Here is a 23,549-nt window from a genome sequence, read left to right on the forward strand (position 1 = left end):
CAGCCTACGGGCCGGAGCGGCGCCGGAGCGCGTCGGAGGAGTCCCGCCAAACTGGCACGCCTGTGCTAGTTTGGACTCATGGTCAATCGGATCGATGCGGCGGAACGCCGCCGAGTGCTCGCCGAGGCGACGTGGCGGATCATCCTCCGCGACGGGCTCCCCGGCGTCTCCGTCCGTGCCGTCGCGGCCGAAGCCGGGCTCGCCGCCGGATCGGTGCGGCACTTCTTCCCCTCGCAGGCCGAGCTGATGAACTTCGCGATGACCGCCCTCGTGGAGACGGTGGCGATGCGGATCCGCGCTGCCACCGAGATCCCCGACCTGCGCGAACGCGTGGCGGCGATGCTCGTCGAGCTCCTCCCGGTCACCGACCGCACCCATGCGGAGTTCGCCGCGTATCTCGAGTTCCTGGATCGGTCCCGCACCGACGCGTCGCTGCAGGCCGTCGCCGACGAGAGCGTCACGGCCGTGCGTGAGCTCATCGTCACCGTGCTGACGGATCTGCGCCGGCTCGGGATGGTCCGCGCCGATCTCGACCTCGACGAGGAGGCGATGCGGCTGCACGCGTTCGTGGACGGGCTCACGCTGCAGCTGCTCGTCGCCCCGGGGCTCAACTCGCGAGACAGGGCCCGCGGCGCGGTGCAGCGCTGGCTGGAGGATCTGGCCCCGCGCCGAGGAGAGGACGACGCATGATCATCGCAGGAATCCTCGGGGCCGAGGCGGGCTTCTGGATCGCGCTCATCCTGGCGCTGGCCGCCCGCTATCTGCTGCGCCGCCGCACCCTCAGCACGGTGCTGCTGTGGTCCCTCCCCGTGATCGACCTCGCACTGCTCGCCTTCGTGGTGATCGACCTCGCCCGCGGATCGGCCCCGACGCCCTCCCACGCACTGGCGGCCTCCTACCTCGGCTTCACGATCGCCTTCGGCCATCCACTGATCCGCTGGGCGGACGCGGCCTTCGCCCGCCGATTCGCTGGGGTCGCGCGCCCTCCGAAGCCGGCCAAGGGCAGCGCCGCGCACGTGCGCGCCTTGTGGGTCGAGTGGCTGCGCGTCGTGCTGGCGGCCGCGATCGCGGCCGCGATCCTCGCGGTCCTCGCGCTCGTCGTCCGACGGGATCCGCTGCCGTCGACGCTGGAAGCGGCAGGGACGAATCCGCTCTGGGCGCAGATGATCACCCTCGCCGTCGTCGTGGCGGTGTGGTTCCTCGCCGGGCCCGCCTTCGCCCGGACGACGCCGGAGACGCGCACCTCGTCCTGAGTTCGACCGCGACCGTCCTCAGCACCGCGAGGCCGGCCTCAGCCGGCGGTCCATCCGAACCGTCGTTCGAGAACACCGGCGACCCTCTCGAAGCGGTCGCGGTCGAGGGCCGCCGCCTCACGGCGCACGCCCGAGACGTGCACGCTGTAGAGCTGGTCCACGTCGACCCAGCTCTCCCTCCCCTGGCCGTCCCAGGGACCGGATCCGAGGGAGAGGAAGTCGCGGTCGCCGTCGTGCGACTTGCTGGTGAGCTTCACCGCGTACACGCGATCCGCGGACTGGGTCGCGATCACGAGCACGGGACGGTCCTTGCCGCGCCCGTCGCGCTCCGCGTAGGGCACCCACGTCCACACGATCTCGCCCGCGTCCGGAGCGCCGTCCCGCTGCGGTGCGTAGCGGACGCGGAGTCCGCGCACCGATCTCGGATCGAGTTCGACCGTCTCGGCGATGCCGCTGTGGCCCGGCTCGAGAGTGGCCGTGCCCGCGGCCGGGCGGTTCCCCGTCGCGGGCCGACGCGCCGCCTCGGTCTTGCCGGAACCACGGGCGAACGACTTGAGGATCGCCGCGCCTGCGGCGACGAGCGCGGACAGGATGCCGTTGCCATTGGTGGTCACAACGACACCCTATCCGCGCGTTCCCGCATCCCCGCGGGTCTCACGAGGTGAGCGCGTAGCCCTCCTCGCCGTGCACCACGAGGTCGACGCCGGCGATCTCGTCCTCGCTGGTGACACGGAAGCCGATGGTCTTGTCGATGACGAGGCCGATGATCAGCGCCACGACGAAGGAGTAGACGAGCACCCCGCCCGATGCCAGCACCTGGACGACGAGCAGACGGAGGTCGCCGCCCGTGAACAGGCCCTGCCCGGTGGCGAAGAAGCCCAGGTAGATCGTGCCGATGAAGCCGCCGACGAGGTGCAGGCCGACGACGTCGAGCGAGTCGTCGAAGCCGAGGTGGAACTTGAGCTCGACGGCCAGCGCGCACACCGCTCCGGTGATGGCGCCCAGCAGCAGCGCCCAGCCCGGCGTCAGGTTGGCGCACGCGGGGGTGATCGCCACGAGGCCCGCGACCGCGCCGCTGGCGGCGCCGATGGAGGTCGCCTTGCCGCCGCGGATCCGCTCGATCAGGATCCAGCCGAGGATGCCGGCCGCGGCCGCGCCGAAGGTGTTGATCGTGATGAGGCCGACGCCGTCCATCCCCTTGGTGGTCCACTGCGCCCCGGCGTTGAAGCCGAACCAGCCGAACCACAGCAGCGCGGCGCCCAGAAGCGTCAGCGGCACGTTGTGCGGCTTCTGGATGCCCTTCTGGAATCCGATCCGCTTGCCGAGCACGAGGGCGAGGGCGAAGGCGGCGGCGCCCGCGTTGATGTGCACCGCGGTGCCGCCCGCGTAATCGATGAACTCGATGCCGCTCTTCTCCCCGAAGAGCATCCCGCCCAGGTGCATGATCCAGCCGCCGCCCCACACCCACGCGGCGATCGGGAAGTACCCGACGGTGGCGAAGACGCCCACGAAGATGAGCCACGGACCGAACTTGGCGCGGTCGGCGATGGCGCCGGAGATGAGCGCCACGGTGATGATGGCGAAGGTCGCGCCGTAGCCCACGGTCAGCAGCGCGACGTTGGAGCCCTTGCCGCTGGCGAGCGACGCGAGCCCGAAGTCGGCGAACGGGTCGCCCGCGAACTGGGTGGGCGACGAGACGCTCGCCATGGACGAGCCGTACAGGATCCACAGCACGGCGACGAGCCCGATCGCGCCGAAGCTCATCATCATCATGCTGATGACGCTCTTGGCCTTCACCAGGCCGCCGTAGAAGAACGCCACTCCCGGCGTCATGAGCAGCACGAGCGCCGTCGCCGTGACTCCCCAGGAGATGTTCCCTGTCGCTTCCATGCCTTACGCCTCCACCTGATCGCGTTGTGCGTTTCAGTGTGTCGACGCTGTGTTTCGTGCGGTCGCGGTGGATGTTGCGGCGGTGTTACAGGACGCGCTCCCGTGTGAACAACGTGTTTCGCAGAGTGCGCGGTCCCGGACGGCGGCTCAGCCGGCCTCGGGTCGCTCCGCGTGCGAGAGCGCGTTCAGACGGGAGATCGCGCGCAGGTACTTCTTGCGGTAGCCGCCGCCGAGCATCTCCTCGCTGAACACCTCGTCCAGCGGGCGTCCGGTCGCGAGGATCGGGATCTGCGCGTCGTAGGCGCGATCCACGAAGGCGACGAAGCGCAGCGCCTCGGACTGGTCGGTGAGCTGGCGCACGTCGCGGATGCCCAGCGCGGCGAGGCCGTCGATGAGGCGGATGTACCGAGAGGGGTGCACCTGCGCGAGGTGCTTGACGATCTCGTCGAACGCGTCGTCCGACACCCGGTGGCTGGCGCTCAGCGCGGCCAGGTCGGCGCTGTACTGCTCCGGCGTGAGCGAGACCGCGTGGCCGTCGAGGGCGCGCTGCCGGAAGTCGACCCCGTCGATCCGGATCGTCTCGAAGCTGTCGGCCATCGCGTGGATCTCGCGCAGGAAGTCCTGCGCGGCGAACCGGCCCTCGCCCAGGGCGTTCGGCGGCGTGTTCGAGGTGGCGGCGAGGCGGGTGCCCGAGCCGACCAGCTCCCCGAGCAGGCGGGTCATCACCATCGTGTCGCCCGGGTCGTCGAGCTCGAACTCGTCGATGCACAGCAGGTCCGATCCGCGCAGCAGGTCGACCGTGTTGCGGTAGCCGAGTGCTCCGACGAGCGCGGTGTACTCGATGAAGGATCCGAAGTACTTCCGGCGGGCCGGCATGGCGTGATAGATCGACGCGAGCAGGTGGGTCTTGCCCACGCCGAACCCGCCGTCGAGATAGACGCCGGGCTTGGTCTCGGGGACCTTGGGCGCGCGGCGGAAGAGCCCTCCGCGCTTGACCGGCTGTGCACCGGTCGAGAAGGCGACGAGCTGCTGCTTCGCCTCCTCCTGCGAGGGGTAGACAGGATCGGAGCGATAGCTCTCGAAGGTCGCGCCGTCGAACTGCGGCGGCGGGACGAGACCCCCCAGCAGTTCGGTGCCGGTCATCTGCGGCTGGCGGTCGATGAGATGGACGACGCCGGCGGAGGCGGCCTGATCGGTCATACGGATCCTGTGTCGAAGTCTTACCCTGCGGATGCGCAGGGGCGCACGGGGTTCTAGTGTCGAAGTGACGGATCAACCCTACGCCGTCGTCGTCCCCGGTTTCACCGCGCGTCATCGCCTGCGGCGGGACCGTTCACGAGCACATCGCCCTGCAACACCATCACCGAGGGAGCCCCCTGTGACCGTCGAGTTCGACACCTCATCCGCTTTGTTCGCCGACTACGCGGAGCCCGGCCGTCTGGTCACCACCGACTGGCTCGCCGCGCACCTCGGCGAGGAGGGCCTCGTCGTGGTGGAGTCCGACGAGGACGTGCTGCTGTACGAGACGGGCCACATCCCGGGCGCGGTGAAGGTGGACTGGCACACCGAGCTCAACGACCCGGTCGTGCGCGACTACGTGGACGGCGCCGGCTTCGCCGAGCTGCTGAGCCGCAAGGGCATCGCGCGGGACGACACCGTGGTCATCTACGGAGACAAGAACAACTGGTGGGCCGCGTACGCGCTCTGGGTGTTCTCGCTCTTCGGCCACGAGGACGTCCGCCTGCTCGACGGCGGCCGCGACCGCTGGATCTCCGAAGGGCGCGAGATCACGACCGACCTCCCGAACCGCGCGGCGACCGAATATCCGGTCGTCGAGCGCGACGACACGGTGCTGCGCGCGTACAAGGACGACGTGCTGGCCCACCTCGGCAACCCGCTGATCGACGTGCGCTCGCCGGAGGAGTACAACGGCTCGCGCACCTCGGCCCCGGCGTACCCCGAGGAGGGCGCGCTGCGGGCCGGACACATCCCGACGGCGCAGAACGTGCCCTGGGCGAAGGCCGTCGCAGAGGACGGAGGGTTCAAGCCGCGCGCGGAGCTCGAGGCGATCTACCTGGACGGCGCGGGCCTCGCCCCCGGGGACGAGGTCGTCGCCTATTGCCGCATCGGAGAACGCTCCGCGCACACCTGGTTCGTGCTGAAGCACCTCCTCGGCTTCGAGAACGTGCGCAACTACGACGGATCGTGGACCGAGTGGGGCAGCGCGGTGCGCGTGCCGATCGTCACCGGCGAGGAGCCCGGTTCGATCTGAGCGTGGGAGAATGGCGGGGATGACCGATCTCCCCGCCTCTCCCCTGCCCGATCCGCACGCCCTCCCCGACCGGCTGGCGCAGATCAGGGACGAGTTCCTGGAGCTTCCCGAGCCGGATCGGCTGCAACTGCTTCTGGAGTTCTCGAACGAGCTCCCGCCGGTCTCGGACGAGGTCGCAGCGCATCCCGAGATGACGGAGCGCGTGGCCGAATGCCAGTCGCCCGTGTACATTTATCTCGAGGTGGCCGATGACGCGGTGACGATGCACGCCACTGCGCCGGCGGAGGCGCCGACGACCCGTGGGTTCGCGAGCATCCTCGCGCAGGGCATCGCCGGGCTGAGCCCGGACGAGGTGCTGGCGATCCCGGACGACTTCCCGCAGTCGATCGGACTCACCCGGGTCGTGTCTCCGCTGCGCATCTCCGGGATGACCGGAATGCTGATGCGCGCCAAGCGTCAGGTGCGCGCCCGCCTCGCCGCCTGAGCGCGTCGTCGCGGGACCGCCGGGCTCAGTCGGCGAATCCGTGCTCTCCGAGCCAGTCCCTGATCGCGTCCGTCCAGCGGGTCTGGTCGTAGTTCCAGAGCTTGGTGTGACGGGCGCCCGTGAACACGGGCATCGTCACCAGATCGGGGCGCGCCGCCGCGAGAGCGTGCGAAGCATCGGACGGCACGAAGCCGTCGTCGTCGCTGTGCAGCAGCAGGATCGGCACGTCCAGCTCGGCCGAGCGGGCGACCATGTCCAGCGCGTCGAAGGCGATCGCCTGGTCCGCGCCGCTGAGCCGTGCCGACCAGGGCTGCTCCAGAGCGTCCATCGCGAGCTGCGGGAGCGGATCCCACAGCCCCATCTCCCGCGCCTGGTACCGCAGCACGGTGCGCCAGTCCACCACCGGCGAGTCCAGGATCATGCCCACGACCGCGCCGCCGTGGTCGGAGGACACGAGGGTCTGCAGCGCGATCGCGCCGCCCATCGACCAGCCCATGAGGAGGATCCGCTCCGCTCCGTGACGCAGCGCATACGCGATCGCGGTGTCCACGTCCCGCCACTCCGTCGCACCGAGGCCGTACGAGCCCGGCCGCGTGCGCGGGCCCTCGCCGTCGTTCCGGTACGACGTGACGAGCACGGGCAGACCCGCGGCGTGCAGGACCGGGACGGCCCGCAGGCACTCCGAGCGCGTCGCGCCGCGGCCGTGCACCTGGATCACCCAGGTGGTCGACGCCGCGGGGAACAGCCACGCCGGACAGGGGCCCGCCGGTGTGCCGATCAGCACGGACTCGTACGGCAGGTGCAGCTCGCTCGGAGCCAGGTAGTAGTAGCCGCTGAACGCCGCATGGCGGCCGATCTCGGCGCCGGGCTCGATCTGCGTCAAGAGCTTGCGGCGCACGGTGCCGCCGTCGGCGTGCAGGACCGCACCGAGCTTGACGTAGCCCGGCGTCCCGTCCACGTAGAGGCCGTAACTCCCCGGAAGTTCCGTGTCGGGTGTGCGCCCGAGTTCGATCGTCTGCGCCCCGGTGTCGACCGCCAGGACCTCGGTGTCGTTCTTGCGTGGCGCTGGGGTGATCACCTCACGCGCGATCCGCAGCACGAGGGCTCCTCCGATCGCGGCGCCGAGAGCCGCGGCCCCCGCGAGTGCGATCGCGCCGACCGTCGCGGCGTGCCTGAGACTCTTCATCGCCTCCTGACTCTAGTCTGTCCGCGTGAGCGCTCATCCCGGACCTGACGGCGCCTTCGCGCACGCCGCCGAGCAGCTGCGGGCGCTGCGATTCCGCACCGACATCGTCGTGCGCGAGATCCCCGCGCCTTCGGGGCTCGCCCCCGACGCCCTGGCGTTCGCCGCCGACGTGCGCCCCGACGAGAACGGCGACTCGCTCTACGGCACGGGCCGGTTCGTGCTGCTGCACGACTCCGCCGCGCCGGACGCGTGGGGCGGGCCGTGGCGCATCGTCGCGTTCGCCCAAGCGCCCCTCGAGCCGGAGATCGGCACGGATCCGCTGCTCGCCGATGTAGCGTGGTCCTGGCTGATCGACGCGCTGGCCTCCCGCGGCGCGACGCACCACTCCGCGTCCGGCACCTCGACGAAGACCCTGTCCAAGGGGTTCGGCGGGCTGGCCGCGGAGGGCGACGGCGCACAGATCGAACTCCGTGCGTCGTGGTCGCCGACGGGCCGGCTCGCGCCGCACGCCGAGGCGTGGGCGGAACTGGTCGGAATGCTGGCGGGACTGCCGCCAGGCTCAGAGGACATCGCCGTGTTCGGCGCCAGGAGAACCATCCGTGACTGACTACGTCGTCATCGACAGCGATGAGGCCTTCGCGTCCGCCGCACACGCGCTCGCCGCAGGACAGGGACCCGTCGCCGTCGACGTGGAACGCGCCTCCGGCTTCCGCTACTCGCAGCGCGCCTACCTCGTGCAGGTGTTCCGCCGCGACGCGGGAGCGTTCCTGTTCGACCCCATCGCGATCACGTCGTTCGCTCCCCTGCAGGAGGCGATCGGCGCCGAGGAGTGGGTCTTCCACGCGGCGAGCCAGGATCTGCCCTCGCTGCACGAGCTGGGCCTCGAGCCCGCGCGCGTGTTCGACACCGAGCTCGCCGCGCGTCTGCTCGGCTACGAGCGCGTCGGACTGGCCGCCGTCGTGGAGCGCGCCCTCGGCATCGTGCTCGCGAAGGAGCACTCGGCGGCGGACTGGTCCACGCGCCCCCTGCCGAACGCGTGGCTCGAGTACGCCGAGCTCGATGTGCTGCACCTCATCGACGTGCGCGACTTCATCGCCGCCGAGCTCGACGCCGCGGGCAAGACCGGGTTCGCGGACGAGGAGTTCGAAGCCGCCCGCGTGCGCCGCCCCAAGCCGCCCAGGGAGGAGCCGTGGCGTCGCCTGAGCGGACTGCACCAGGTGCGCGGCGCCAAGAACCTCGCCGTGGCCCGCGAGCTCTGGGAGGCGCGCGAGGAGTTCGCCCGCGAGTCCGACGTCTCGCCCGGGCGGCTCGTGCCGGATCGTGCGCTCATCGCCGCCGTGCAGGCGAACCCGCAGAGCAAGGGCGCGCTCGCCGCGGTCTCCGCCTTCACCGGACGCGCCAGCCGCAGCCAGATCGATCGATGGTGGGCCGCGATCGAGCGCGGGCGGGAGCGGACGGATCTGCCCCGCGAGCGCGTGCCGAGCGACGCGCCGCCGCCGCCGCGCGCGTGGGCCGACCGCAACCCCGAGGCCGATGCGCGACTGAAGGCCGCGCGCGCGGCCGTGGAGGCGCACGCCGAGGAGCTCGGCATGCCGACCGAGAACCTGCTCACGCCCGACACGCTGCGCCGCATCGCGTGGGAGCCGCCGGTGCCGGTCGACGCCGGCACGATCGGAGAGGCCCTCGCCGCACGCGACGCACGACGGTGGCAGATTGAGGAAACCGCACAGCGGATCGCGGATGCTTTTGTCGAAGCTGCTCAAACGCCGGACGAGGCGCCCGGAACCTCTTCGTAGGTTCAGCCCAACCGATTCGTCCGCGTATCCACCCCCGCTCCTAGGCTGAGGTCAACCCTGAAATCTGGAGGCCCGGCAGCCGCTCGGTCTTCGAACTGGATGTGTGGAGGCAGAGTGGCCGAGATCTCGGACGTCTTCTTCGTCGATGGAGTGCGCACCCCCTTCGGGCGCGCCGGCGAGAAGGGCATGTACTGGAACACCCGCGCGGACGACCTGGCCGTCAAGGCCACGATCGGTCTGATGGAGCGCAACGGCGACGTCCCCCTGGATCGGATCGACGACGTCGCGATCGCCGCGACCTCGCAGACGGGTGACCAGGGTCTGACCCTCGGGCGCTCCGTCGCGATCCTCGCCGGCCTCCCGCAGACCGTGCCCGGCCTCGCCGTCGAGCGCATGTGCGCCGGCGCCATGACCAGCGTCACCACGATGGGCGCATCGATCGGCGTGGGCATGTACGACCTCGCCCTCGCGGGCGGCGTGGAGCACATGGGGCACCACCCCATCGGCGGCAACGCCGACCCGAACCCGCGGTTCGTCGCCGAGAAGATGGTCGACCCGGGCGCCCTCAACATGGGTGTCACCGCGGAGCGCATCTTCGACCGCTTCCCGCACCTGACCAAGGAGCGCTCCGACCGGTTCGGCATGCTGAGCCAGCACAAGGTCCAGGCCGCCTATGACGCGGGCAAGATCCAGCCCGACCTCGTGCCCGTCGCGATCAAGGACGCCGACGGCGCCTGGGGCCTCGCGACCGAGGACGAGGGGCGCCGCCCGCAGACCACGATGGAGGATCTGGCGAACCTCAAGACGCCGTTCCGTCCGCACGGTCGCGTCACCGCCGGCACCTCGTCGCCCCTGACCGACGGCGCGACCATGTCGCTGCTCGCCGGATCGGGCGCCGTCAAGGAGTTCGGGCTCGCCCCGAAGATGCGCATGGTGTCGTTCGCGTTCGCCGGCGTTCAGCCGGAGATCATGGGGATCGGCCCGATCCCGTCCACCGAGAAGGCGCTGAAGAAGGCCGGCCTCACGATCGACGACATCGGCCTGTTCGAGCTGAACGAGGCGTTCGCGATCCAGGTCATCTCCCTGCTCGACCACTTCGGCATCGCGGACGACGACCCGCGCGTCAACGCCTGGGGCGGCGCGATCGCCCTCGGCCACCCGCTCGCCGCGAGCGGCGTGCGACTCATGATCCAGCTCGCCGCGCAGTTCGCCGAGCGTCCCGACGTCCGCTACGGCCTCACCGCGATGTGCGTGGGTCTCGGCCAGGGCGGGTCGGTCATCTGGGAGAACCCCTACTTCGACGGCAAGAAGCGGAAGTGAGCGCAGGAATGACGAACTACGACGCCATCGACTTCACGCCCATCATGGCCCTCACCGAGGGCGAGGTCGTCACGCACTCCCCCGTGCGCGACGTGCGTCTGCCCTCCGGCAAGGTGCTCGCCCTCATCACGCTCGACAACGGACGCGACCACACCCGCCCGAACACGCTCGGCCCGGCCACCCTCACGGAGCTCGGCGAGACGCTCGCGGCGCTGAAGGCGCGCGCCGGCGCCGGCGAGATCGACGCCGTCGGCATCACCGGCAAGCAGTACATCCTCGCCGCGGGCGCCGACCTCTCCGACATCAGCCGGGTCGGATCCCGCGACAACGCCCGCCTCATCGCGCAGCTCGGTCACAAGGTGCTGGGCTCGCTCAGCACGCTGGGCGTCCCGTCGTTCGCCTTCGTCAACGGGCTCGCCCTGGGCGGCGGCGTCGAGATCGCCCTGAACTCGACCTACCGCACGGTCGACGCCTCCGCGGCGGCGCTCGCCCTTCCCGAGGTCTTCCTCGGGATCATCCCGGGCTGGGGCGGCGCGTACCTGCTGCCGAACCTCATCGGCATCGAGAACGCGCTCGAGGTCGTCGTCTCGAACCCGCTGAAGCAGAACCGCATGCTCAAGCCGCAGCAGGCCTTCGAGCTCGGCATGATGGACGCGATCTTCCCCGCCGCGAACTTCCTCGAGGACTCGCTCCGCTGGGCCGACGCGGTCCTCGGCGGCAAGAAGGTCGAGCGCAGGAACGAGCCGGGCAAGATCGAGCGGCTCACCAAGTGGCCGATCGCGATCAAGATGGCCCGCGGCATGCTCGAGTCCAAGATCGGCACCGTCCCCCGTTCGCCCTACGTCGCCCTCGACCTGCTCGACAAGGCCAGGGGCGGAACCCGGGAGGAAGGCTTCGCCCGCGAGGACGAGGCCCTCGCAGACCTCGTCACCGGCGACCAGTTCGCCGCCTCGATGTACGCGTTCGACCTCGTGCAGAAGCGTGCGAAGCGCCCCGTCGGCGCGCCCGACAAGGCCCTCGCCAAGAAGGTCACCAAGGTCGGGATCATCGGCGCCGGCCTGATGGCCAGCCAGTTCGCGCTGCTGTTCGTGCGCAAGCTGCAGGTGCCCGTGCTGATCACCGACCTCGACCAGGCGCGCGTCGACAAGGGCGTCGCCTACATCCACGACGAGATCGGCAAGCTCGAGGCGAAGGGCCGCCTGGACGCGGACAGCGCGAACAAACTGCGCGGCCTCGTGACCGGCACGACCGACAAGAGCCTGTACGCGGACTGCGACTTCGTGATCGAGGCCGTGTTCGAGGAGGTCGGCGTCAAGCAGGCCGTGTTCGGCGAGATCGAGAAGATCGTCGCCGAGGACGCGATCCTCGCGACCAACACGTCGTCGCTCTCCGTCGAGGAGATCGGTGCGAAGCTCGCCCACCCGGAGCGGCTGGTCGGCTTCCACTTCTTCAACCCCGTGGCCGTCATGCCGCTCATCGAGATCGTGAAGACGCCGACGACGACCGAGGCGGCCCTGTCGACCGCGTTCGTGGTCGCGAAGGGCCTGGGCAAGAACGCCGTGCTGACCGCGGACGCCCCCGGCTTCGTTGTGAACCGCCTCCTCGCCAAGGTCATGGGCGAGGCCGCGCGGGCCGTCTACGAGGGCACCCCGGTCGCCGACGTCGAGAAGGCGTTCGCTCCGCTCGGTCTGCCCATGGGACCGTTCCAGCTCATCGACCTGGTCGGCTGGAAGGTCGCCGCGCACGTGCAGGACACGATGGTGCACGCGTTCCCGGACCGGTTCTACGCCAACGAGAACTTCCACGCCCTGGCCGATCTGCCCGAGGTGGTCGAGAAGGACAAGGGCGGTCGCGTGACCGGGTTCACGAAGGCCGCGGAGAAGCTCGTCAAGCAGGCGGCAGGATCGAGCCCGACGCCGGCGGCCGAGATCCTGCGTCGCGTGCAGGACGGCCTCGCACAGGAGATCCGGCTCATGCTCGACGAGGGCGTGGTGCCCGAGGTCGAGGACATCGACCTGTGCCTCATCCTCGGTGCGGGCTGGCCGTTCATCGACGGCGGTGCTTCGCCGTACCTGGACCGCGAGGGCGCGTCGGAGCGCGTCTTCGGCGGCACGTTCCACACGCCGACGATCCGGGGCATCGCCCAGAGCTGATCGTTCGCGTCGCAGACGAGGGCCGTCTCCGGAGGGAGGCGGCCCTCGTCGCGTCAGGACTGCGGCGGGCGCGGATCCGGCTCTCCGCGGCGCGGCCAGTAGGACACCGCACGCTCGGCGAGGGCCGTGATCGTGAGGGACGGGTTGACGCCCGGGTTCGCGGGCACGGCTGCACCGTCGACGACCGAGAGCCCGGGATGCCCCCACACCCGGTGGTACGGGTCGACGACACCGTGCGCGGGCGCGTCGGAGAGCGCCGCACCGCCCAGGAAGTGCGCGGTCAAGGGGATCCCGAAGACCTCGGGCCAGGATCCGCGCGCCGCGGCGGGCACGCCGGTCTCGGCGGTCATCCGCGCCGCGATCGCGGCGGCCGCCCGGTGCGCCTCGGGCAGATGGCTCGGGTTCGGGGCGCCGTGCCCCTGGGCGCTCGTGAGGACATCGCGTCCAAATCGACGACGCAGCGAGAGCGTCAGCGAGTTGTCGGCGTTCTGCATGACGAGCGCGATGATCCCGCGCTCGCTCCACCGGCGCAGCGAGCCGAGGCGGAGCTGGCGGATCGGGTGGCGCACGATCGCCGTCCCCAGAGCCGCCAGGCGCCGGTGAAGGGGCGCCCCTCCCGGAACCAGCACCGTGGCGAGTGCACCCATCAGGTTGGACCCGGGCCCGTAGCGGACGTTCTCGACGTGGGTGCGCTCGTCCACGTGGAACGACGTGGTGATCGCCACGCCGTGGGCGAAGCCGGCACTCTCCGGGACGGACGTGGCGACTGCGCCGTCGAGCGCCTCGGAGTTGGTGCGGGTGAGGCGGCCCAGCGCATCCGGGATCCGCGGCAGCGCGCCCGACGCCTTCATGCGATGCAGCAGCTGCTGCGTGCCCCAGGTGCCCGCAGCGAGCACGACGTGCTCTGCGGTGACGGTACGCCTGCGGCCCCGCCCCCAGGCTCCGCTGCGGCGGGTCGTGACGGCGAACCCGCCTTCGGCGAGCTCCCGCACCTCCACGACCGTGCGCAGCGCCTCGATGACGACGCCGCGGAGCTCGGCGAGGGCGAGATAGTTCTTCACGAGCGTGTTCTTGGCCCCCACGCGGCACCCGACCATGCAGTTGCCGCAGAGCGTGCAGCCGGTGCGCGCGGGTCCTTCCCCGCCGAAGAACGGATCCGGCACGGTCTCGCCCGGGGTGCCGAAGTACACGCCCACCGGGGCGCGGCGGAACGTCTTCGCGACGCCGAGGTCTTCGGCCGCTCCCGCCATGATCCGCTCCACCGGCCCGGTGTGCGGATAGTGCTCCACGACGCCGAGCATGCGCTTGGCGGTGGCGTAGTGCGCGGAGAGCTCCTCCTGCCACGGGGCGATGTGCGCCCACTGCGGGTCGTCGAAGAACGCCGCGCCCGGCTGGTAGAGCGTGTTCGCGTAGTTCAGGGAGCCGCCGCCGACGCCCGCGCCGGCGAGGATCATGACGTGCGGCAGGCGGTGGATGCGCTGCACCCCGAAGCATCCGAGCGCGGGGGCCCACAGGTAGCGGCGCACGTTCCAGTTCGTGGCTGCGAAGTCCTCGTCGGCGAACCGCCGCCCCGCCTCGTAGACCCGCACGCGGTAGCCCTTCTCCGCCAGCCGCAGGGCGGCGACGGAACCGCCGAACCCGGATCCGACCACCACGACATCCTCGTCGAAGCCCGTCATCGCCTCATTCCCCTTCCGGAACCATCATCGTCAGCGCGCCGGGACGCACGCGGATGGCGCACGCGCCCTCGACGATGCGCTCGCCGTCCGCGTACACCACGAGATCGTCGGCCTCGACCGAGATCTCCCGCACGCGGCGATGCGCGACCTCCCTGCGCTGCAGGTGCCGGCCGGTGAGCAGCAGCGGGAACAGGCGCACCAGCGTGCTGCGGTGCAGCGGCGCCACATGCACCACGTCGAGCAGGCCGTCGTCCGGGCGGGCCGCAGGGCTGATCGGCATCCCGCCGCCGTAGCTCGTCGTGTTCCCGACCGCGATGAGCGTGCCCGGCGCATCGTGCATCGCCTCGCCGTCGCACCCGAGCCGGAACCGCACGGGCCTCAGCCGGGCCAGCTCGATGAGGATCGCCAGGTAGTAGCGCGCGGCGCCGCGTGGCCACCGGAGCCGGTTGGTGCGGTCGCTGACCTTCGCATCGAAGCCGAGCGCCGCGACGGTGAGGAAGGGCACCGTGCGCTCCGCGGTGACCACCTCTCCCACGTCGATGCGACGCGGGATTCCGTGCAGGGCGATCCGTGCTGCCGCGGCCGCATCGTGCAGGGGCAGCGCCAGGGCCCGGGCCAGGTCGTTGCCGGTCCCCGCCGGCACCACGGCGAGCGGCACGCTCGCACCGGCGAGCTCCGGCAGGATCCCCGACACGGTCCCATCGCCTCCGACGACGACGAGCACGTCCGGCTGCTCGGCCAGCACGGCGGCGACGAGGGCCCGCGTCTCGGCGGCGGATGCCCCTGCGTGCCGCTGGACGTCGGCGCCTGCGGCACGCAGCGCGGCGACGGCCGCGTCGGCAGCGGCGGCGCCGCGCCCCTTCCCGGAGCGTGGATTGGCGACGAGCGCGATCTTCGGCACTCGCCTATGCCTTCGTGCTCACGGGAGCGGGCGTCGCCGGCCCGAGCACCGCCCCGGGGTTCATCACGCCGTGGGGGTCGAGCTCGCGCTTGACGGCGGCGAGGATCCGGATCCCAGTCTCTCCGATCTCCTCGGAGAGCCACGGGGCGTGATCGCGGCCCACCGCGTGGTGATGGCTGATCGTCCCGCCTGCCGCCATGATGGCGTCGCCGACCCGGTGCTTGACACCCGCCCAGGCGGTGAGGGGATCGCTCCCGAGCGGTGCCAGCACGGTGAAGTACAGCGAGGCGCCGGTCGGATAGACGTGGGAGACATGGCACATCACGAACGCCTTGCGGCCGACCTCCGAGAAGCCGTCCTTGATCGCCGCGGTCACGGCCTCGCGCAGCGCCGGCAGCCGTGACCACGTCGTCGCCGTCTCCAGCGTCTCGCAGAAGACGCCGGCATCCAGCAGCGCGTCGCGCAGATAGGGACCGTCGAAGCGTGTGCGCAGCCAATCCTCGGCGGCGCCTTCGCCGAGCGACGTGCCTCCGGCTCCCTGCAGGAGCTCCGCGGTGCGTGCACGACGGCCTGCGACATCATCGCCCTCGAACACGGTCACCGCGCTCGCGCCCTTCGCGAGCGCCCGGCCGATCCTCCCCACCTGCGCGAGGCTCACGCCGGTCTCGGTCTCGTCCGAGAGGCGGATCACCGTGGGCCCTCCGCCGTGCTGGGCGACCGCGCGCAGGGCCGCCGCGCCCGTGGCGAAGTCGGGGAAGCTCCACGACTCCATGAGCCGTTCGGCGGGCACGGGATGCACCCGCACGCGCACCTCGGTGATCACGCCGAAGATCCCCTCCGACCCCAGGAACAGGCGGATCAGATCGGGGCCGGCGGCGCTCCCCGGCGCACGGCCGAGCTCCAGGTCTCCCGTCGGCGTCGCGACCCTGATCCCCGTGACCATCGCGTCGAAACGCCCGTATCCGGCCGAGTTCTGGCCCGAGGATCGCGCTGCGGCGAAGCCGCCGATCGTCGCGTAACGGAAGCTCTGGGGGTAGTGCCCGAGCTCCATGCCGTGCCCCGCCAGCAGCCGCTCGGCCTCAGGACCAGAGGTGCCGGCGGCGAGCACCGCCTCCGCGCTCACCGCGTCGTACTGCAGAAGCCCGCTCATCCGTCCGAGGTCGAGGCTGACGACGCCCCGGTGCGCGCCGCGCTCCGGCTCGAGCGCTCCGACGACGCTGGTGCCGCCGCCGAACGGGATGACGGCGAGGCCGCGCTCGGTCGCGATCCGCAGGCACGCGGCCACCTCGTCGTGCCCGGCCGGCTGCAGCACCGCATCCGGCGCCGACTGCGCGGTCTGCCTGCGTCGGAGAAGGTCGGGCGTGGATCTGCCGCCCGCATGCCGGATGCGGCTCTCTGCGTCCGTGCGCACATGCTGCGCCCCGAGCAGAGCTGTGAAGGCGGCGATGTCGTCCGGCGTCAGCGCGGTGGCCTCCACGTGCACGTCTTCGAGCACAGGCCCCGCGGGTGGGCGGCGCACGCGGCCCACCACGAGCGGCAGCAGCGATCGCACCGCGAACGGCAGGCTCTCCGCCCGGGCGGGATCGCCCCACCCGTCCCAGCGCATGGGCGCGGCCGGAGCGGACGCGACCTCGACGTTCCTGTCGTTCGGCGCCGTGCCGTTCTCGGGGGTCATGCGTTACAGTGTGACAGATCATGACAAAACGTCAAGCAACTCTCGCCGCGTCGCTGCCGAGCTGGGACGCGACGCAGACCAGGATCCTGGATGCCGCCGACGCACTCATCGCGATGCGCGGCGTGCGCGGCGTGACGATCGCCGAGCTCGCCCGCCGGGCCGGGGTCAGCCGCCCCACGATCTACCGGAACTGGTCCGACGCCGACGACGTGGTGCGCGCGGCCCTGCTGCGACGCGTGATCGGCATCCTCGCCGGATTCGACGAGCCGGCGACGACGCGCACCGCGATCGTCGACGACGTCTTCCGCTTCGCGGCGCGGTTCCGCGCAGACTCCGTCTACCGGCATCTGCTGGCGGAGGAGCCGGAGGCGTTCACCCGCTACACGCTCGAGCGCGTGGGATCCAGCCAGCGCGCGATCCTCGCCTGGCTCGCCGCGGCGATCGACGCCGCACAGGACGACGGCTCCGTGCGCCGCGACGACCCGCAGGCCATGGCCGTGATGATGCTGCTCATCACCCAGTCGGCGCTGCTCTCGCACAGCACCGTGAGCGAGCTCATCGACGAGGCCTCCTGGGAGCGGGAACTGCGGGCCGCGCTGGAAGGGCTGCTCCGGCCGTGACCGGGTCTGCCATGCTCGACGCCGTGCGCCGCCGCCGCGAGCTCGCGCTCGCCGCCGAGCAGACCGCCGATCTGCTCGTGGTCGGCGGGGGCATCACCGGCGTGGGCGTGGCCCTCGACGCCGCGTCCCGCGGGCTGAGCGTGGTGCTCATCGAGGCCGAGGATCTCGCCTTCGGCACGAGCCGGTTCAGCTCCAAGCTCGTGCACGGCGGCCTGCGCTATCTCGCGACCGGTGACGTCGCGACGGCTCGCGAGAGCGCGACCGAGCGGCATCTGCTCATGACCCGGATCGCCCCTCACCTGATCCGCCCCCTGGCTCAGCTGCTTCCCTTCTCCCCCGCCGTGACAGCCCGCCAGCGCGCCACGGGCGCCGTCGGCTTCGCGCTCGGCGACCTCCTGCGGCTCCGCGCGGGCACCGCACGCTCGATCCTGCCGGCACCGCACCCGGTCAGCGCCCGGACCGCACGGTGCCTGGTGCCGGCGCTGGATCCGGCGCGGCTCCGCGGAGCCGTGCTGGCGGCGGACGGTCAGCTCGTCGACGACGCGCGGCTGGTCGTGGCGGTCGCGCGCACCGCGGCGGCGCGGGGCGCACGGATCCTCACCCGCACGCGGGCGCTCTCGCTGCATGGTCGCGGCGCACGGGTCGAGGATGCGCTCTCCGGGGAGACCTTCGATCTCCGCGCACGCGCGGTCGTGAACGCCACGGGCGTCTGGGCCGGCGAGCTCGATGACACGATCCGGATGCGACCGAGCCGCGGCACCCACATCGTGCTCGACGCCGCCGATCTCGGCGACCCGACGGCCGCGCTCACGCTGCCGCATCCCGGCTCGATCAGCCGCTTCGTGTTCGCCCTCCCGCAGCAGCTCGGGCGCGTCGTCGTCGGACTCACCGACGAGGACGCACCGGGACCGGTGCCCGCCGTCGCCGCGCCGACCGAGTCCGAGATCCGCTTCCTGCTCGACACGCTCAACCGCGGTCTACGGGCGCCGATCCGGCGGGATCAGGTACGCGGCGCCTATGCCGGACTCCGCCCACTGGTCGACACAGGAGCGGAGACCACCGCGGACATCTCGCGGCGGCATCTCGTCGCCGTCTCGGAGGGCGGTTTCGTCAACGTGCTCGGTGGGAAGCTCACCACCTACCGCCGCATGGCGCAGGACGCGGTCGATCGCGCCATCGGGCTGGCGGACCTCTCGGCGGGCCCCTGCCGCACCGCCTCGCTGCCTCTCGTCGGCGCGATCGCCGCACCGACGGCGCCCGCCCGCGCCCTGGACTGGCGCTACGGCGCCGAAGCCGGACGCGTCCTCGCACGAGCGCGCTGTCTCGAGCCCGCCACGCCCATCGCCCCGGGGATCGACGTCACGCGGGCCGAGGTCGAGTTCGCGGTGCGCGCGGAGGGCGCGCTCACCGCCGATGACGTGCTCGACCGCCGCACCCGGATCGGGCTGGTCGACGACGACCGCGCGCGGGCGCAGGACTCCGTCGCCGCCCTCGTCGCCGAGACGCTCGCCGACCTCGGCTGAGCTCCCGCCCCGGTACACGGTTCCCACCGTTGGACGTGTCCGCCATCCGGCGCTAGTCTTTGAACATGTTCAGTTCTGAGAAGGACAATCCCCAGAAGCCGCTGACGCCCAAGGCGGAGGCGACGCGAGCACGGATCCGGGACGCGGCGATGGCATCCTTCGTCGAACGCGGCTACCCCGACACGACCATCCGCCTCATCGCCAAGGAGGCCGGGGTCTCGGTCGGCAACGCGTACTACTACTTCCCTTCCAAGGAGCACCTGGTCCAGGAGCTGTACGACCAGCAGCAGCGCGATCACGGCGACGCGGCACGGCCGCGCCTCGCCGGCACGACGGGCCTCGTGGACCGCCTGCGCGTGTTCTTCGAGACGGGCCTGGAGACCGTGAGCGCCTACCGCGCCGTCGCCCCCGGATTCCTCAGCGCGATGGTCTCCCCCGACTCCCCCATCAACCCGCTGTCCGTGGAGTCGTCACCCGCCCGCGACATGACGATCGGGCTCCTGAAGGAGGTCGTCGAGGGCGCCTCGCATCGCGTCCCCGACGACATCGCGGAGCGCCTCCCCGCGGCCATCTTCCCCATGTACCTGGCGCTCATCCTGCGATGGACCTATGACGAGTCCCCCGACCAGGCGAAGACCGCTCGCCTCCTGGACACGGGCCTGCGGCTCTTCGCCGTCGCTCTCCCGTTCCTGCGCGTCCCGGGCGTGCGCGGCGTCACCCGCGACCTCCTCGACCAGATCGCGGACGTGCGGCCATGAGCATCGACGAGGCGGCTCCGCCGCGCACGGCCACGAAGCCCATGGCGTTCGACTCCGGCGAGTTCGCCGCCGGTGCGGCACGGGCCGTCGCCCTGCACCTCGCCCTCTTCCTGATCCTCTCGGGGCTGGCGAGCCTCGTCATGGGGATGTTCCACGACGGGCCGTCGATCGAGGTCTTCCTCTCTGCGCTCTCCGGATCGATCGGGCTCGTGCTCTTCGTCGGCGTCTACGCCGTCCCCATCAGCCTCATCGCCACGGTGCTCGGCATCCTCCCCGCGCTTCTGCTCGGGCAAGTCATGGTCCGGGTCCGGACTTTCCGCACTCACGTGCTCGTCTGGTGCGCATTCGGCGTCGTCTTCTCGGGCGCCGTCTCGCTCGCCGTCTCGCATCTCCTGTTCCGGGACCAGCCCAGCCTGATGAGCGCGTTCCTCGTCACCGGCTTCCTCTCCGGCAGCGCGGCCATCCCGCTCGCATGGGCGAGAACCGCGTCCATCGCGCTGCGCGCCGACCAGGGAATCACGACGCGGCCCTGGTTCCGCCGCCGGCGGCGAACCACGTCTGCCGTTCGGTGAGCCCGGAGAGCGCCTGACGGCAGCCGCCTCAGAGCCGCCTGGGCTCTTCGGCCTCGGTGTCAACGGTGCGGCCGGCGACGATCTCGACTGTGCCGGTGTGCAGGGGCACCTCTCCCGTGGGCCGCGCGATGGGCACACGGGTTCCAAGCACCTGTGCGACCACGTCCTGCGCGATCTTGCCCGCGGTGAGTCCGGCGTCCTCGAGGATCTGCTCGCGGCTCGCGTGATCGATGTACGCATCGGGAAGGCCCAGCTCGTCGACCGCCGTGTCGATGCCCGCCTCGCGCAGCACCTGACGCACGCGCGTGCCGACGCCGCCGACGCGGATCCCGTCCTCGAGCGTGATCACCAGGCGGTGCCGGGCCGCCAGCTCCACCACGGACGGCTGCACCGGGATCGCCCAGCGCGGGTCGATCACGGTCGCGCCGATGCCCTGGGCCTTGAGTCGCTCCGCCACGTCCAGCGCGAGCGTCGCGAACGGCCCGATGCCGACGAGCAGCACGTCCTCGCCCTCGCCGCGGGACAGCACGTCCACCCCGTCGTGCAGGCGCTCCAGGGCGGGGATCTCCGGCGTCACCGCCCCCTTGGGGAATCGGATGACGGTCGGCGCATCGTCGACCGCGACGGCCTCCTCGAGCTCCTCGCGCAGACGCGCGCCGTCCCGCGGTGCCGCGATCCTGATGCCCGGGACGATCTGCAGCATCGACAGGTCCCACAGGCCGTGGTGGCTGGGCCCGTCGGGGCCGGTGACGCCGGCGCGATCCAGGATGAACGTGACGCCCGCGCGATGCAGGCCGACATCCATGAGCACCTGGTCGAACGCTCGCCCCATGAAGGTCGCATAGAGGGCCACGACCGGATGCAGGCCGCCGTACGCGAGTCCCGCCGCCGCCGTGACGGCGTGCTGCTCGGCGATGCCGACATCGTAGACGCGGTCGGGGAAGCGCTCCGCGAACGGGGCCAGCCCCGTGGGGCGCAGCATCGCCGCAGTCATCGCGATGACGTTCGGCGTGCGCCCGCCGACGTCCACCAGCGCCTCTGCGAAGACGTCGGTCCAGCCCGTCCCGGATGCGGCGAGCGGCGCGCCGGTCTTCGGATCGATCTTGTTGACGGCGTGGAACTGGTCGGCCTCGTCGTCGAGCGCCGGCTGATAGCCGCGGCCCTTCTCGGTGATGACGTGCACGATGACCGGAGCGCCGAAGTCCTTCGCGAGCTGCAGCGTCTCGGTGAGCGCCTGGATGTCGTGCCCGTCGACGGGCCCCAGGTACTTGATGTCGAGGTTCGAGTAGAGCTCCTCGTTGTTCGAGAAGCGCGAGAGGAAGCCGTGCGTGCCGCCGCGCACGCCGCGGTAGAACGCGCGCCCGAGTGGTCCGAAGGCACGGAAGAACCGGTCCGACTTCTGATGCAGATCGCGGTAGACCCCCGCGGTGCGCACGCGGTTCATGTAGCGCGCCATCCCGCCGATCGTCGGCGCGTACGAGCGGCCGTTGTCGTTCACGACGATCACGAGGTTGCGCTCGTTGTCGTCGGAGATGTTGTTGAGCGCCTCCCAGGTCATGCCGCCCGTGAGCGCACCGTCACCGACGACGGCGACCACGTGGCGGTCCGCCCGGCCGGTGGCCGTGAACGCCCGGGAGATGCCGTCCGCCCAGCTGAGCGAGCTGGAGGCGTGGGAGGACTCGACCACGTCGTGGGCGCTCTCCGAGCGCTGCGGGTATCCCGCGAGTCCGCCGCGCGAGCGCAGGGCGGAGAAGTCCTGCCGACCCGTCAGCAGCTTATGCACGTAGGACTGGTGACCCGTGTCGAAGATGATCGGGTCCTCGGGCGAGGAGAACACACGGTGCAGCGCGATGGTCAGCTCGACGACGCCCAGGTTCGGCCCCAGGTGCCCGCCGGTGCGCGCGACGTTCTCGATCAGGAAGGAACGGATCTCGGCCGCGAGCTCCGTGAGCTGGTCGGGGGTCAGCCGGTCGAGGTCACGGGGACCGGAGATGCCGGGAAGGATCGCCACCGTATCTGCCTCCTGAAGCGAATCGGATGCACCGGACCAGGGTCCGCCGCACCGATCCAGCCTACCGAGCTATGTTGCCGGGCTGCTGGAGATCCGCCGCATCCGGGCCGACGTAGTGGCCGATCGGCCGCAGACGCAGAGGGGCTCGGCCGTACTCGTCCTGCGCATGCACGCACCATCCCGCCGATCGAGCGACCGCGAACACGATCTCCCCCGCGTCGGCCGGCATGTCCCATGCGAGCGCGATCGTCGCGAGCGCCAGATCCACGGTCGGGAGCAGCCCGGTGCGGGTGCGCACGACGTCGATGACCTCCTCGGCGACCTCCCACGCCGATTCGGCGCGCGGATCCCCGGTCTCCCGCAGAGCCCGGAGCAGGAGCCTGCCACGGGGATCGCCGCCGGGGTAGAGCGGCTGTCCGAAGCCGGGGACGCCCGCACCGCCGAGCCGCGTGGCCGTCGCGATCGCCGCCGTGACGTCGGCGCCCGCCCGCACGGCGCTCAGGAGGGCGTGCACGGACGCGCTGGCAGCACCGTGCAGGGCGGAGTCGAGGGCTCCGAATCCGGCGGTCACCACCGCGTAGGGATGGGCGCGCGCCGAGGCGGCCGCACGTGCAGCGAGCGTGGAGACGGCCATGTCGTGGTCCACGAGCAGCACGAGTGCCGCATCCAGCACTCGCACGCGCTCGGCGGTCGCCGGCAGGGCGCTCAGACGCGGCCAGAGTCGCGCGGCCAGCGGAGTGCTTCCTCCCGCGTCGTCGCGCTCGACGGCGTCCGAGGGGGCCGCCGACGGCAGGGCGTCGACGAGCCCCGCCACGAGCCGCCGGGCGACGCGCGCCACCGTCTCCGGTCGCAGGTCGTATCGCTCCGGATCGCCCGCGGCGAGGGCCGCCACGATCGCGAGCAGCCGACTGAACGCCGGCGACTCCGGCGGCAGTGCGGCGACGACCGCACGAGCGGCGTCGCGGTCGGCCGAGCGGAGAGGTCGCGGATCGGGCAGCGGGAGCGCGGTGCGTTCGAACAGCCAGCGCACCACGCCGTCGAATCGCGGCGCCTCCCCCGGTGGGGCGATCAGCTCGTCGATGGGCACGCCCCGGATCCACAGCTCGCCGTCCTCGATCAGCGCGATGTCCGTATCGATCACGGCGAGGGGACTCCCGTCCGCGCCCGCGGCTCGCGCGCCCCCGTGCGACGGCGAGGTCGTCCTCCGGCGGGTGCGAGCGAAGCGCTCGACCTCCAGGGGATCGAAGAGCGAGCCGTGCGCCGCGCGCTCGCGGGAGATCAGCCCGCGGGACACATACGCGTACAGCGTCTCGGTCCGCACGCCGAGGCGGGCGGCGGCCTGTGCGGCGGTGAGCTGATCCACGGCGGTCCTCCTCGTTGATCCGATCAACATTGACGATATCCGGATCCATGTCGGATCGTGAGCACAGGGCCGCAACGCGGCCCGCAGAGCAGT

At 71.6% G+C, this 23,549-nt stretch carries 21 protein-coding genes; 12 read left to right on the forward strand and 9 right to left on the reverse strand.

The features are described 5' to 3' along the window. Window positions 1-78 precede the first annotated feature (78 nt). Window positions 79-690, forward strand: a complete 612-nt coding sequence (locus NFX31_RS09025) for a TetR/AcrR family transcriptional regulator (protein WP_262955526.1) — start codon at window positions 79-81, stop codon at window positions 688-690. Then, window positions 687-1,253: a hypothetical protein gene (locus NFX31_RS09030; protein WP_262955527.1), complete on the forward strand. Its 567-nt coding sequence runs from the start codon at window positions 687-689 to the stop codon at window positions 1,251-1,253. Before NFX31_RS09025 ends, NFX31_RS09030 begins: the two co-directional genes overlap by 4 nt. Before the next feature lie 38 nt (window positions 1,254-1,291). Here NFX31_RS09030 and NFX31_RS09035 read toward each other — a convergent pair whose 3' ends face one another. From NFX31_RS09035 to zapE, 3 genes are all read right to left on the reverse strand, one after another. After that, window positions 1,292-1,867, reverse strand: a complete 576-nt coding sequence (locus NFX31_RS09035) for a type II toxin-antitoxin system PemK/MazF family toxin (RefSeq protein ID WP_262955528.1) — start codon at window positions 1,865-1,867, stop codon at window positions 1,292-1,294. 40 nt (window positions 1,868-1,907) lie between these two features. Continuing rightward, complete coding sequence (locus tag NFX31_RS09040; RefSeq protein WP_045251938.1) at window positions 1,908-3,143, reverse strand: ammonium transporter; 1,236 nt, start codon at window positions 3,141-3,143, stop codon at window positions 1,908-1,910. Between the two features lie 147 nt (window positions 3,144-3,290). After that, window positions 3,291-4,343, reverse strand: a complete 1,053-nt coding sequence (gene zapE, locus NFX31_RS09045; protein WP_262955530.1) for a cell division protein ZapE — start codon at window positions 4,341-4,343, stop codon at window positions 3,291-3,293. 178 nt (window positions 4,344-4,521) lie between these two features. Between zapE and NFX31_RS09050 the strand changes: the two genes are divergently transcribed. Continuing rightward, entirely contained in the window at window positions 4,522-5,415 is an 894-nt protein-coding gene (locus tag NFX31_RS09050) for a sulfurtransferase (RefSeq protein WP_262955531.1), read from the forward strand. Window positions 5,416-5,434: 19 nt separating this feature from the next. Further along, complete coding sequence (locus NFX31_RS09055; protein WP_045252144.1) at window positions 5,435-5,899, forward strand: SufE family protein; 465 nt, start codon at window positions 5,435-5,437, stop codon at window positions 5,897-5,899. A gap of 25 nt (window positions 5,900-5,924) precedes the next feature. Here NFX31_RS09055 and NFX31_RS09060 read toward each other — a convergent pair whose 3' ends face one another. Further along, on the reverse strand, window positions 5,925-7,085 hold the full coding sequence (locus tag NFX31_RS09060; RefSeq protein ID WP_262955533.1) for an alpha/beta hydrolase family protein: 1,161 nt from the start codon (window positions 7,083-7,085) through the stop codon (window positions 5,925-5,927). A 25-nt stretch (window positions 7,086-7,110) separates the two neighbouring features. On the opposite strand from NFX31_RS09060, the gene NFX31_RS09065 reads away from it, so the two are divergent. The 4 genes from NFX31_RS09065 (at window position 7,111) to NFX31_RS09080 (ending at window position 12,354) form a co-directional block, all read left to right on the forward strand. After that, window positions 7,111-7,692, forward strand: a complete 582-nt coding sequence (locus NFX31_RS09065) for a DUF3000 domain-containing protein (protein WP_262955534.1) — start codon at window positions 7,111-7,113, stop codon at window positions 7,690-7,692. Further along, a complete protein-coding gene (locus tag NFX31_RS09070) occupies window positions 7,685-8,881 on the forward strand; it encodes an HRDC domain-containing protein (RefSeq protein WP_262955535.1) in 1,197 nt (398 codons plus the stop codon). The genes NFX31_RS09065 and NFX31_RS09070 overlap by 8 nt, the downstream gene beginning before the upstream one ends. Before the next feature lie 114 nt (window positions 8,882-8,995). Next, complete coding sequence (locus tag NFX31_RS09075; RefSeq protein ID WP_045251932.1) at window positions 8,996-10,201, forward strand: thiolase family protein; 1,206 nt, start codon at window positions 8,996-8,998, stop codon at window positions 10,199-10,201. Window positions 10,202-10,209: 8 nt separating this feature from the next. Continuing rightward, window positions 10,210-12,354, forward strand: coding sequence for a 3-hydroxyacyl-CoA dehydrogenase NAD-binding domain-containing protein (locus NFX31_RS09080; RefSeq protein WP_262957201.1), 2,145 nt, complete (start codon window positions 10,210-10,212; stop codon window positions 12,352-12,354). A gap of 53 nt (window positions 12,355-12,407) precedes the next feature. Here the strand turns inward: NFX31_RS09080 and NFX31_RS09085 are convergent, their stop codons facing one another. The 3 genes from NFX31_RS09085 to NFX31_RS09095 are packed head-to-tail and all read right to left on the reverse strand — an operon-like array spanning window position 12,408 to window position 16,609. Continuing rightward, the gene (locus NFX31_RS09085; protein ID WP_262955536.1) at window positions 12,408-14,033 is read right to left on the reverse strand and encodes a GMC family oxidoreductase; all 1,626 of its coding nucleotides are present in this window, start codon (window positions 14,031-14,033) and stop codon (window positions 12,408-12,410) included. A 4-nt stretch (window positions 14,034-14,037) separates the two neighbouring features. Then, entirely contained in the window at window positions 14,038-14,934 is an 897-nt protein-coding gene (locus tag NFX31_RS09090; protein WP_262955537.1) for a diacylglycerol/lipid kinase family protein, read from the reverse strand. 4 nt (window positions 14,935-14,938) lie between these two features. After that, the gene (locus tag NFX31_RS09095) at window positions 14,939-16,609 is read right to left on the reverse strand and encodes an FAD-binding oxidoreductase (protein WP_248700505.1); all 1,671 of its coding nucleotides are present in this window, start codon (window positions 16,607-16,609) and stop codon (window positions 14,939-14,941) included. Window positions 16,610-16,629: 20 nt separating this feature from the next. On the opposite strand from NFX31_RS09095, the gene NFX31_RS09100 reads away from it, so the two are divergent. The 4 genes from NFX31_RS09100 to NFX31_RS09115 all read left to right on the forward strand — a co-directional run bounded on the left by NFX31_RS09100 (window position 16,630) and on the right by NFX31_RS09115 (window position 20,082). Then, window positions 16,630-17,229: a TetR/AcrR family transcriptional regulator gene (locus NFX31_RS09100; RefSeq protein ID WP_045251928.1), complete on the forward strand. Its 600-nt coding sequence runs from the start codon at window positions 16,630-16,632 to the stop codon at window positions 17,227-17,229. Continuing rightward, window positions 17,226-18,752 (forward strand): glycerol-3-phosphate dehydrogenase/oxidase, encoded by a 1,527-nt coding sequence (locus NFX31_RS09105; protein WP_262955539.1) that lies wholly within the window; start codon window positions 17,226-17,228, stop codon window positions 18,750-18,752. The genes NFX31_RS09100 and NFX31_RS09105 overlap by 4 nt, the downstream gene beginning before the upstream one ends. 65 nt (window positions 18,753-18,817) lie before the next feature. After that, window positions 18,818-19,510 (forward strand): TetR/AcrR family transcriptional regulator, encoded by a 693-nt coding sequence (locus NFX31_RS09110; RefSeq protein WP_091476571.1) that lies wholly within the window; start codon window positions 18,818-18,820, stop codon window positions 19,508-19,510. Beyond that, a complete protein-coding gene (locus tag NFX31_RS09115; RefSeq protein ID WP_045251925.1) occupies window positions 19,507-20,082 on the forward strand; it encodes a hypothetical protein in 576 nt (191 codons plus the stop codon). The genes NFX31_RS09110 and NFX31_RS09115 overlap by 4 nt, the downstream gene beginning before the upstream one ends. Before the next feature lie 28 nt (window positions 20,083-20,110). On the opposite strand, the gene dxs is transcribed toward NFX31_RS09115, so the two are convergent. Together dxs and NFX31_RS09125 are read right to left on the reverse strand one after the other, a co-directional pair. Beyond that, window positions 20,111-22,093, reverse strand: coding sequence for a 1-deoxy-D-xylulose-5-phosphate synthase (dxs, locus tag NFX31_RS09120; RefSeq protein ID WP_045251924.1), 1,983 nt, complete (start codon window positions 22,091-22,093; stop codon window positions 20,111-20,113). A gap of 61 nt (window positions 22,094-22,154) precedes the next feature. Beyond that, complete coding sequence (locus tag NFX31_RS09125) at window positions 22,155-23,456, reverse strand: citrate/2-methylcitrate synthase (protein WP_258955297.1); 1,302 nt, start codon at window positions 23,454-23,456, stop codon at window positions 22,155-22,157. Between the last annotated feature and the right edge of the window lie 93 nt (window positions 23,457-23,549).

Origin of the sequence: Microbacterium azadirachtae (assembly GCF_025583665.1) — a bacterium.
Lineage (GTDB): Bacteria > Actinomycetota > Actinomycetes > Actinomycetales > Microbacteriaceae > Microbacterium > Microbacterium azadirachtae.